Raw genomic sequence first — 10,791 nt, forward strand, 5'->3', positions numbered from 1 at the left:
GACTCTTGATTTTCACCGAAACGACGTGCCACATCCGCAGCGACATTGCGTTGATCATTGTGCGATGCACCGACAGTGATTCGGTTCAAATCATAGTTTGGAGCTCGTTTAGGGAGTAAATTAATCACACATCCGATACCGTTCCCACCCGGAGCGGCACCTGTCAGAAATGCTGAGGCACCACGCAATACTTCAACGCGTTCAAATAACTCTGTCGCAATATATTGACGGGGTAACAACGAATACAGACCATTGTAGGCAACATCATCTGAATAAAGAAGAAAACCCCGAATGAAGTAGGTTTCCTGAAAGTTACCAAAGCCGCGAGCAACCCTGACACCGGGATCGGCTTGCAGGACGTCTCCGACGCTCTGCGCCTGACGGTCCTGAATAAATTCGTTGGTATAGCTGGTAATACTAAAAGGTGTATCCAGATTATCTTTAGTCCCCAGAATACCTGCACGTCCCCCCTCAGCAACTTGACCACCGGCAAAGGCTGGAGATAGACCTTCAGCAGAAGCATCGGCACTGGCTGTAACAGTAATGGCATCTAACACTGCAGAATCATTATCACTTTCTGCAGCCATTAAAGTCTGTGTTGCCAATAAAGCTAAACCAATGGATATCGCAAAAGGCGATAATTTTGTTTGCATCGGGGGTCTCCGGGGTAGATTTCAAAGGAATATATGCTACGCCCGACACACGCCAATGTAAACACTAATCATTTTCATTTAGATAGACAAGAACACCTGTGCAGCAGGTTAAACTGATACATTTAGGATTTAAAGAGTCAGGTTTGCTATTATTTGCCGGTCAAATACTGACATGTTGCCGTGTGATAGGACATGGACGACAGTAAAAGCAATCGGTTTGTCGCATGACAACCAGGATCATACTTTTTTATATATCAGGATTTTTATGCCAGAGATTATTATTGAAAAAAACCCCAGTGAAGCTCGTTTACAAGAACTGGGTGTGTCAGGTTGGGAAATTTGGGATTGCCCGGTCACTGAATTCCGTTTGGATTTTGATGAAACCGAAAAAGCCTACATTCTGGAAGGTGAAATTGTCGTTACACCAGACGGCGGCGAGCCAGTCACTATCGTTCCTGGTGATTATGCAATTTTCCCAACAGGTTTAAAAAGCATGTGGCAAGTCACTAAACAGCTGAAAAAACATTACAGCTACGATTAGTCAGTAATACATAAAGGCATCCTCGGATGCCTTTTTTACTTTTGCAATATGAACAACTTTTCGACAGGCTACCTGTCACAAAACTGAGTTTCAATTAATGGAGATTTTATGAAAGTCATCGCTTTTGCAGCCAGCAGTAGTAAACAATCCATCAATAAGCAGTTAGTCACTTATGCGGCAAGTCTGGTAGACAAGGCAGAGGTAGAAGTTCTTGATCTGAATGATTATGAGCTGCCTTTATTCAGTGTTGATATAGAAAAAGAACTGGGACAACCTGCTTTGGCACAAGCTTTTATTGCTAAATTGGGCAGTGCTGATGCATTGGTTATTTCGTTTGCAGAACACAATGGAAACTATTCAGCGGCATGGAAAAACCTGTTTGACTGGTGTTCTCGCATCGAACAAAAAATCTTTCAGAAAAAACCCACTATTCTTCTTTCAACATCTCCTGGTGAACGCGGTGGTGCAACAGTCATGGATATTGCGCTGAACGCCCTTCCTCGTTTTGCTGCAGAAATAAAAGGCAGTATGTCATTACCCTCTTTTTATGAAAATTTCGATGCAGACAGTGGGCGGGTTATTCATACTGACTATGATAAACAGTTGCACGAAACCATGAATAAACTGGCCTAAGGTCTGTTTGTCACATTTTTGAAATACAGTTGCAGTAATGTCGAAAAATTAAGTGTTTTAGATCATTTATTCATTATTTTGGGGATCCAGCATGAACGACTCAGCAGTTTTATTGGAATTAAAGAAAAAAGCCCAAAAACAACTTCGTAAAATCAGTGAAAAAAACTCCGTAAATAGTGAAAGAGCAAAGGCTTTATTATTACTTTCAGAAGGTGCCACTCAAACTGAGACGGCAGATCAAACTACATTAAGTCTTGGGCAGGTTCGATATTGGCTGGGACGTTACCGCACAAATGGAATTGACTGCTTTCCCGAGCCAGTTAAGACCAAACTGGACACAGACAACAAAGACAAAACTAAAAAAGACAAAAAATCTGCAAAAAAATTAAAAGCCAAAGTCAACAAATCCAAAAAAGCCGATAAGAATAAAAAGAAAGCCAACAAAAAAACAAAGTCCAAATAAACTGGAATGCTAACGACTGCAGGTGAAACGGTTCTATCGTTTCTGAACCTTTAAAGATAAGCTATCAAACCTGCCATAGCGAAAAAATCCTCTCACACAGGCTCTTGTTCCTGTAGAGCTTGGCGACATCTTTTTTTCAGCAAACCCATTTTTCCTCTAAATCAACAATGTGACTTATGTGTCATTAATTCAGGTTTTTTCTAAAGGTTTTCCTTAGATTGTCGACAACATTGCTGTACATAAGTCCTTCTGCAAGGAACTACATGTATAAGCTGGTAATTACACGATTTTGCGGTCTCTAAGGACATTGATATGAACATCCACAGCATTCGAACCAAAAGCTCATTACCGGTATTGGTCATGGGGTTAACCATTATTATCGTCATCTCGATGTTCTGGTGGATGATGTCATTACAAAACAATCTTATTGAAATTCAGTCTCGAAGCTTTATGCCAGCAAGTGAGGTTATTCTGAATGCTGATCGTGATCTTTACCAAGCCAAGTTAGCGCAATTAAATATTCTTTCCGGACAATCTGATGCCGAACAACAGGAAGCAGACCGGCAGGAAAATATCCAGCAAGTTGCAGCGCGTTATGCTGATTACAGAGCGTACCTGAAAGACTTTCCGGAAATAGCAGGTGATCCGGCAGTATTTGATCAGGCTTATCAGGAGTGGGTAAGCTCATCCAACGCTTTAATTGAAGCTTTTAATAACAAGCTTTCATTAAATCGCCTTGGACAGGTTGAAGATCAGGAGTTTGCCGAATTGAGGGATATTCTTGATAAATCAGGTGAAGCAGTTATTACCGGTTTTGAGGTCATCGAAAAAGAATTGGCTGCTGCTATCCGTACCAAAATGACGTTTACTTTTATTGCTGTTGGTATTGTCTTGTTGATTGCCTTAACGTTCAGTTATCTGATTCCTAAAAAGCTGACAGATGATATTAACTACCTGGTGAAACGTATCAATGAAATCGCTTCAGGTGATGGTGATCTCACCGCAAGAATAGACGTGTCTTCCAAAGATGAATTTGGCAATCTGGCCCAAGCCTTTAACGTATTTGTTTCCAACCTGCAGGATCTGATAAAAAACATCCTGTCACAAGTCGGCAACCTGGGAAGTCTGACTGCCAGTCTCTCAGATGCCTCAGAACATACTAAAAGCATTAACCATAAGTTAAATTTATCAACTGAATCCATTGTAAGCGCCGTTCATGAAATGACTCTGGCCAATAAGGAAATGGCACAGGTTGCTACGAACTCAGCATCAGAAGCCGATAAAACTGCTGGTTTAGCGGATCGGGGTATGGCCGTTGTCAGAACATCGAATGAAAAAATTTCGGCCCTGATCCGTAATATGGATTTGGTCTTGAATTCGTCTCAGGAACTGGAAACCAACTCAAATAATATAGTGACGGTATTGGATGTTATTCGTGGTGTTGCCGAACAAACCAATTTACTGGCGTTGAATGCAGCCATTGAAGCCGCTCGTGCTGGCGAACATGGCCGTGGCTTTGCCGTTGTAGCAGATGAGGTCCGCACCCTGGCGACCCGAACTCAGCAAAGTACTAATGACATAGATAAAATCATTCAGCAATTACAGCTTTCCGTCAGTGCATCTTCCAAGGCTATCTCTGAAGGTAAAGTGAATGCAGATGAAACCGCGAGTACTTTTGTCGAAGCCGATGTGGTCTTCCATGAAATCCAGGAATCTTCTAACCGTGTTAACGACATGGCAACTCAAACTGCTCAGGCAACTGAGGAACAAACCTGTGTTGCCGAAGAGATCAGTAAAAATCTGCATGGCCTGAATGAACAGACAGAATCGGCCAGTGAAGTCGCTGAAACCGGTGAAGAGCTCTCCCAGGAAATCAGACGCTTTTCAGACGCTATGAAACAAATGATGAGTCGCTTTAAGGTTTAGATATTAATCAGGAGTGGGCCGAAGACCACATTGTTCCAGCAAATCCTGCCAGGCTTCAGTGTGCGCTTTAACTTGTTGCTGATACTTGCTCCAAAGCCCTTTATCATTATCCCAACGTAAACTTTGATCGTAATAGGGCCGAAAAGAGTCCGGCATGACATGCTGTTGGATGTCAGCCAGTTCGGCTAATGGTTTGAATAACTGTTCGGCTCCACGATTCACGCTGGACAGATATGGCTGAACGTTAGCGATGTAGACATTGAAGAACACCGACTCTACAATTTTTGCCTTATTATTGGGTTGACCTTGTGGACATAAGGTTTTTTGATGAATTCGCTGTTTCAGGATTTGTGTTGCATCATCAAGCCTGCTGGCCAGTAATCTCACACTATTGTGCAACTGACCTGCCCTGCTTCCATATTGCCAGCGCTGTTGTATATCACCCACGTAATTCAGATCATCTGCATAATCACCAGCTTGGAGCTTTCTGACAACCGAATTTAAATAGTTAATATCATTAGAATATGTCGATATTTCATGCTGGCTCTGTTCGGGCTGATACAGCCCATTGGACAGGCTCATCAATCTGGCTATTTCATCAGTTCCCCAGGTAGCATTCCAGATAATTAGTGGTAAAGACTGCTGTTTTGTTTCAATCGCTTCTGAAACTTTTTGTCGCAAGTTGTCGTTATCAATCTCTGCTAAACATACCCTGGCCGCTTCAATAAAACGTAATTCATAACGCAGATTATTCAACGGCTGCATGACTCGGCCCATAATCGAGTTTTTCTCACCGACAACAAATTGCAATTCACAACCATACAACGCCAAAAAGTCGAGCATATTTATCTCGGTTTCCGGGATTGATAACTTGCGCTCCCGAGGTCTGGGTATTCTTTCAATATAAATTAAATCAGAGTATTTCGGCTCAACATCCAGTACATGGCCTAACCTTTTTACATACTCATCCATCATGGTTTCAGGTTTAGCGAACGGGTCGCAGCCAATCAACCCGAACAGGCAAGTTAACAGGAATGTAATTCGATACGGAACAGACATTAATAATGCGTTTTTAACCAAAAACTGGGAACCTATTTTTCAGACACTTTAAATAGGTTAAAGACTCGTTTTAAATTTATTGTATGCTCTTGATTAGGTGTAAAAACAAAGGATCAACTCCTTGACCAATAAATTGAATATGTCTCATCCGATTGTAAGCGATGATTATTTTCAGCAATGGCAGGATCTGATTGATTTGTTAGCTGAGTTTATGGAAACACCAGCGGCTTTGTTGACGTGTATTAACAGCTATGATCAACTTGTTGTAAAAGTAAAAAATCGAGCACCTGAAAACCCTTATCAAATCAATAAACAATTTCAATTGACCGGTTCAGGAAGGTACTGCGAATTTGTTATTGATCATCAGCAAACCCTGTTTGTCGCCAATGCCAATGAGGACGATAACTGGAAAGATAAGTATGATTCCAGATTAGGCATGATCAATTATCTGGGCGTCCCCGTCAGCTGGCCTAATGGTGATCCGTTTGGTTCATTGTGTGTTCTGGATACAAAAACGCATTATTACAGTGAATTGCAACGCAAAATGCTGGTGCAGTTACGTAATATATTTGAAGCCCACCTGGATATTCTGGAAAAGAACTTTGAACTGGAAGAAGTCGCAACAACATTAGAATATCTTGCCAATACGGATGATTTAACTGGGATCTGGAATCGCAGGGCATTTATTGCTCAAGCAGAAACCGAATTGCAACGTACCTCCCGTCATAATCGAACATTATGTTTATTGATGTTTGATATCGATGACTTTAAACGTATAAATGATCTGCATGGCCATAACACCGGCGATGAGGCCATAAAGTTATTCAGCGAATGCATTATGAGTTCAAAGCGTTCGTACGATATTTTTGGTCGTATTGGTGGTGAAGAGTTTGCCATGGTTTTACCGGAAACCGATCTGGCTTCAGCGCTGACGCTAGCAGAACGGATGCGTGAGTGTGTAGAGCAATTAAGTCTGCCGTTAGTCAGTGGCGAAAAAGTAACCTTTACCGTCAGCATTGGTCTGACCGAGTATTGTGAACAGGATGATGGTATTTTTGCCCTGCTCAGCCGAGCAGATCGCAATCTTTATGCTGCGAAGCATCAAGGAAAAAACTGTGTTGTGTCGTGATTTTTTTAGTAATTCTGCTATTCTCAAATAGCATTAATTCCTGTTTATATAGCCTATGTTAAGTCTGCGTTAATTCTCGAACGTTATACTCATCAGCATTTCTACAGCAGGAGCGATGTATGGCGAAGGCCAAAAACCGACTGCAGGCACTTGATGCATTGCGAGGAATTGCAGCGTTAGGCGTAGTTCTTTTTCATTATTTTCCTTATTACAACGAATTGTACGGTCATGCATTCACTCCGCCCGATGTGCTGGAATTTGGTCGTTATGGCGTTCATTTATTTTTCATGCTTAGTGGTTTTGTCATTTTCATGACTCTGGAGAGAACACAACATGCAGGCAAATTTGGTTTAGCCCGCGCTTTTCGATTATTACCCGCTTTATGGGTTGGCATTATTCTGACTTTCATGGCTGTTCATCTACTTGGCCCTCCTGATCGAACTGTTCCGTTGAGTTCAGCCCTGATGAACTTCACGCTGCTTCACAGTTATTTTAATCATGCCCATGTAGATGGAGCCTACTGGAGCCTGGTGATTGAGGTCACATTTTATGTCTGGATGGCGTTACTGTTTTATACCTTGAAAAGCTGGCAATTGTTACGCATCGTTTTATTCGGTTGGATCATAATCAGTTATCTCGCTGTGATGAATATGGAAAATTTATCTCACACAATGCTGTTCATTACTCACGAATTACTGTTTGTCTTGTATGCACCTTTGTTTATCAGTGGGATTTTATTGTACAACTGGCATAAATCGGGCAGTTTGCCTGCAATAGACGTTTTTTTTCTTGCGCTGGCAATGAGTCATGCTCTGATTGCCTATCCTGCACCGTTCAATATTTTTGTATTAGCGTGCTATGGCGTGTTTGTTATGGCCATAAGCGGTTATTTGAATTTTATTGTTAACACCATCACCCTCTGGTTAGGTAGCCTGTCATATTCGCTGTATTTGATACACCAGAACATTGGTTATGGAATCATCGATCAGAGCTACGCAATGGGTTTATCAGGGTTAACAGGCGTAACAATGGCTGTTGTTGTATCTTTTCTTCTGGCAACACTTATCCATTATTACGTCGAGAAACCGTGCCTGACATGGTTTCGTCAAAGGCGACAAAAGCGCACACCTGTACCAGTAATGAATTAGCATTGTGACTTGAAGCCGAGAACAGTGTTTACTCAAGCCCCATACTATTTCGTTTTTTACAAAAATATGTTTTGACCTTTACAAATAATCTCTATATAGTCGATTGTGCTTGCAAGTACGACAGATATTTGTTTTCAAGTTCGATGTTTCCGCTTTAATGTTAGATCCAAAGAGTACTCGTCCTGTTTTCAAAATACCCGCTCCACTTACAGCAAACCCGCCCGCATGGGCATTTTTAGATTTACAAAAAATAGGATGATTTATGTCTTCAACTGGAACAGTTAAATGGTTTAACGAAGCTAAAGGCTTTGGTTTTATCGAACAAGAAAACGGCCCTGACGTTTTCGCACATTTCCGTCAAATCCAAGGTGACGGTTTCAAAACATTGACTGAAGGCCAACGTGTAACATTTGATGTTACTCAAGGTCAAAAAGGTCCACAAGCTGAAAATATCGTTCCTGCTTAATTGCACACGATATAACAGTTTGTCTTTCACCTCTCGGTGAAACGAAAAGCCCCTTAACCGGGGCTTTTTTGTATCTGGGTGTTATTCAACACTGTCAGCTTCCACAACATTACGGGCAAAACTCTGATATTGCATCCACATGTCCTGTGCCATAGTATCTGGAAACACATGAAATTGCCCCGCTTTAAGGCCATCAATAATTGCTTTTGCAACGGTATCAGCAGTTTCTGCAATATCATTAAACCCAGCCTCTTTTGCCATATCGGTTGCTATTGGCCCGGGATGCACACTCATTACTCTGGTGCCTTGTTCAGCAAGCTGCTCCTGTAAGGCCTGAGTTAATGAATAAGCTGCGGCTTTAGAGGCTGCATAGCTTGAAAAGGCCGGGAAAGATCTTAATGAAGCAATTGAATTAAGCTGAACAAAGGCCCCGCCACCATTTGATTTCAATACAGGCGCAAAGGCCTGAGCCATATAGAGCAAACCGTTTACATTAACTGCCATCTGCGTTTGTAAGGCTTCAACCACACGATCATCTAACGGCATTGCCATTAGCAAAATACCTGCATTATTTACGACCAGATCAACATCATTGGCTTTTTTGGCAGCAGCAAATATGGTTTCTGGCTTTGCTAAATCTACCGCAATGGCAACAAGCTGTTCGGGATATTGCGCTAATAATGCATCAGCTGATGCGACATCACGAACGGCCAAATAAATTTTGCTGACACCTGCGTGGATAAAAGCCTCGACAATCGCTTTACCAATACCCCGGTTAGCCCCTGTCACTAAGGCTGTTTTACCTGTTATGTCATAGGTTACATTCATCTAAATCCCTCCCGCTTTTCACATAAATCAGCTATTGTATTTAAAAGTCCTATTCAGACCCGCTTGATTCGACGCTTGTGCTCACCTACATTAGCAGTCTTTTAGCACATCATACGGAATGGTCATGGATATCCAGCAAATTGAAACCCTCTTTTTTCAATCACTGAGCATTGCCATGGACTGGGCAAGTAGTCCGAAATTTTATTCCCAAATCGGGTTGATTGTTTTAGCCAGCCTGCTGGCATATTCCATTGCCAGTTTTTTAAAAAACCGCTCACCGCTATTAAGACAACTTCCAGCGTCAGGTCCTTTACTCAAATTTCGTAACAGCATTTATCGCAGCCGCGATTTGATCCTGCCGTTAATGTTGATCATGGCGTTTTCAGTTGCTGCTGATATCAGCCATTTATGGATCGGCCAAAGCTGGTTAATTCAGGTTTGTATGAGCTGGGCAGTCATTTTTATGCTCTATAAGCTGATCGATCGACTCGTACATAAAGCCCTATTCAAGAAACTGGCGCTTTGGGTTATTTTACCTATTGCAATTCTGCATCTGTTTGGCTGGCTTGACACGGTCATTGCTTATCTCGAATCCATGTCGTTTCAGGTTGGCAATATCAACATTTCCGCTTATGGGATTGTCCGGGTATTGATATTCGGCTCGATTTTGTTCTGGTTAGGCCGTATTTCAAGCAATGCCGGACAACAAATTATCCGCAGTCAGGAAGATTTGGATATTGGTACCCGTGAGGTATTTGCCAAACTGTTTCAAATTGCCCTGTTTTTCATCGTATTTATTCTGCTATTACAGATTATGGGTATTAACCTCACCGCTCTCGCAGTATTCGGTGGTGCGTTAGGTGTGGGGTTGGGGTTTGGTTTACAGTCTATTGCTTCCAATTTTATCTCCGGCATTATTCTGCTACTTGAACGTTCTTTAAGTGTTGGCGATTACATCGAAATGGAAGACGGACGTAAAGGTATTATCCGCGAACTCAATATGCGTTCAACCACACTGGAAACCTTTGATGGCAAAGATATTATGGTGCCTAATGAACAGTTTATAACGACCAGTTTTACCAACTGGACGCACAAAAATATCAAGCAACGTTACGATATTGAATTCCAGGTCTCTTACAAAACTGATTTGCACTTTCTATTTGAATTATTACGTGAAGTCGTGGCCAGTCATCCAAGGGTTATTAGTGGTGATGATATTCCAATTGAAGAACGCCCTGATGCTGAAATTGCAGGCTTTGGTGACTCAGGGGTCGATATCCTGATCGAGTTCTGGATGGAAGGCATAGATGATGGGGAAAATCGAGTCGGTGCGGATCTGTTACTGATGATTTGGGATGCTTTAAAGGAACACAATATCGAAATTCCTTATCCACAGCGTGAAGTTAAAATTCTTAATGCAGATGAAAGACGGTTTAAGGATTCAGGAAAATCCTGAGTGTCATTGAGCTAATTACTGATAAAAATAGTTTTCCTCAAGCGTATTATTTAATCCGTAACAAGAAATTATTTCTTAATAAATTTGGAGAAATCGACATGTGGACTAAACCAGAATACTCAGATATGCGTTTTGGCTTTGAAGTTACTATGTACATCTGCAACCGTTAATCTGCAGACAAGCTAAACATCAAAAAGCCCCGACATTGTTCGGGGCTTTTTTTTTGCCTGCCATTTTTACGTTATGCTAGGGTCTGTTGATCTTTCATAGCCGCCTCTGTTGTGACTGAAAATGCACCAATCAAGGCGCGGGAATGTCGTTTGTGAGATACATCCGTGTATCTCACCCCTTCGGGGCTGACGCTCAAAAACGTTTATCTCCATGGATGGAGTGTATGCAAAAGCAATGTCTGGAACATTGCTTGTCCCGGCGGTTTTGTAGTCGTTCTAAATAAACGACGAGCAACACAGGCCGGCGCGCGCCTCCCTG

General features: G+C 41.9%; 12 protein-coding genes. 9 read left to right on the forward strand and 3 right to left on the reverse strand.

The genetic code is table 11. The features are described 5' to 3' along the window. A partial coding sequence (locus B3O33_RS05840) for a TonB-dependent receptor plug domain-containing protein (RefSeq protein WP_292363180.1) occupies positions 1-653 on the reverse strand: 653 nt, incomplete at its 3' end. Between the two features lie 265 nt (positions 654-918). Here B3O33_RS05840 and B3O33_RS05845 point away from each other — a divergent pair. The 4 genes from B3O33_RS05845 (at position 919) to B3O33_RS05860 (ending at position 4,216) form a co-directional block, all read left to right on the forward strand. Further along, on the forward strand, positions 919-1,194 hold the full coding sequence (locus tag B3O33_RS05845; protein ID WP_292359752.1) for a cupin domain-containing protein: 276 nt from the start codon (positions 919-921) through the stop codon (positions 1,192-1,194). A gap of 108 nt (positions 1,195-1,302) precedes the next feature. Beyond that, a complete protein-coding gene (locus B3O33_RS05850) occupies positions 1,303-1,827 on the forward strand; it encodes an NADPH-dependent FMN reductase (RefSeq protein WP_292359754.1) in 525 nt (174 codons plus the stop codon). Positions 1,828-1,918: 91 nt separating this feature from the next. Continuing rightward, a complete protein-coding gene (locus B3O33_RS05855) occupies positions 1,919-2,290 on the forward strand; it encodes a helix-turn-helix domain-containing protein (RefSeq protein ID WP_292359756.1) in 372 nt (123 codons plus the stop codon). Positions 2,291-2,602: 312 nt separating this feature from the next. After that, positions 2,603-4,216 (forward strand): methyl-accepting chemotaxis protein, encoded by a 1,614-nt coding sequence (locus tag B3O33_RS05860; RefSeq protein WP_292359758.1) that lies wholly within the window; start codon positions 2,603-2,605, stop codon positions 4,214-4,216. Positions 4,217-4,219: 3 nt separating this feature from the next. Here the strand turns inward: B3O33_RS05860 and B3O33_RS05865 are convergent, their stop codons facing one another. Continuing rightward, a complete protein-coding gene (locus B3O33_RS05865; protein WP_292359760.1) occupies positions 4,220-5,296 on the reverse strand; it encodes a DUF3080 family protein in 1,077 nt (358 codons plus the stop codon). A 100-nt stretch (positions 5,297-5,396) separates the two neighbouring features. Here B3O33_RS05865 and B3O33_RS05870 point away from each other — a divergent pair, with 100 nt between their 5' ends. From B3O33_RS05870 to B3O33_RS05880, 3 genes are all read left to right on the forward strand, one after another. After that, entirely contained in the window at positions 5,397-6,404 is a 1,008-nt protein-coding gene (locus B3O33_RS05870; protein WP_292359762.1) for a sensor domain-containing diguanylate cyclase, read from the forward strand. 119 nt (positions 6,405-6,523) lie between these two features. Then, positions 6,524-7,552 carry an acyltransferase family protein gene (locus B3O33_RS05875; RefSeq protein WP_292359763.1) on the forward strand — a complete coding sequence of 343 codons (1,029 nt, stop codon included), beginning with the start codon at positions 6,524-6,526 and terminating at the stop codon, positions 7,550-7,552. Between the two features lie 262 nt (positions 7,553-7,814). Then, entirely contained in the window at positions 7,815-8,018 is a 204-nt protein-coding gene (locus tag B3O33_RS05880; protein ID WP_014706925.1) for a cold-shock protein, read from the forward strand. Between the two features lie 81 nt (positions 8,019-8,099). Here B3O33_RS05880 and B3O33_RS05885 read toward each other — a convergent pair whose 3' ends face one another. Continuing rightward, positions 8,100-8,846, reverse strand: coding sequence for an SDR family oxidoreductase (locus tag B3O33_RS05885; protein ID WP_292359765.1), 747 nt, complete (start codon positions 8,844-8,846; stop codon positions 8,100-8,102). Positions 8,847-8,970: 124 nt separating this feature from the next. On the opposite strand from B3O33_RS05885, the gene B3O33_RS05890 reads away from it, so the two are divergent. After that, complete coding sequence (locus B3O33_RS05890; RefSeq protein ID WP_292359766.1) at positions 8,971-10,302, forward strand: mechanosensitive ion channel family protein; 1,332 nt, start codon at positions 8,971-8,973, stop codon at positions 10,300-10,302. Positions 10,303-10,400: 98 nt separating this feature from the next. Then, a complete protein-coding gene (pqqA, locus tag B3O33_RS05895; RefSeq protein ID WP_081443609.1) occupies positions 10,401-10,472 on the forward strand; it encodes a pyrroloquinoline quinone precursor peptide PqqA in 72 nt (23 codons plus the stop codon). Positions 10,473-10,791 lie beyond the last annotated feature (319 nt).

Origin of the sequence: Methylophaga sp. UBA1464 (assembly GCF_002325665.1) — a bacterium.
Lineage (GTDB): Bacteria > Pseudomonadota > Gammaproteobacteria > Nitrosococcales > Methylophagaceae > Methylophaga.

Bases quoted from the DNA above. Each gene is read 5' to 3' on its own strand.
- B3O33_RS05860 (WP_292359758.1), top strand. From the start codon at position 2,603: ATGAACATCCACAGCATTCGAACCAAAAGCTCATTACCGGTATTGGTC.
- B3O33_RS05885 (WP_292359765.1), bottom strand. From the start codon at position 8,846: ATGAATGTAACCTATGACATAACAGGTAAAACAGCCTTAGTGACAGGG.
- B3O33_RS05845 (WP_292359752.1), top strand. From the start codon at position 919: ATGCCAGAGATTATTATTGAAAAAAACCCCAGTGAAGCTCGTTTACAA.
- B3O33_RS05850 (WP_292359754.1), top strand. From the start codon at position 1,303: ATGAAAGTCATCGCTTTTGCAGCCAGCAGTAGTAAACAATCCATCAAT.
- B3O33_RS05880 (WP_014706925.1), top strand. From the start codon at position 7,815: ATGTCTTCAACTGGAACAGTTAAATGGTTTAACGAAGCTAAAGGCTTT.
- B3O33_RS05875 (WP_292359763.1), top strand. From the start codon at position 6,524: ATGGCGAAGGCCAAAAACCGACTGCAGGCACTTGATGCATTGCGAGGA.
- B3O33_RS05890 (WP_292359766.1), top strand. From the start codon at position 8,971: ATGGATATCCAGCAAATTGAAACCCTCTTTTTTCAATCACTGAGCATT.
- B3O33_RS05855 (WP_292359756.1), top strand. From the start codon at position 1,919: ATGAACGACTCAGCAGTTTTATTGGAATTAAAGAAAAAAGCCCAAAAA.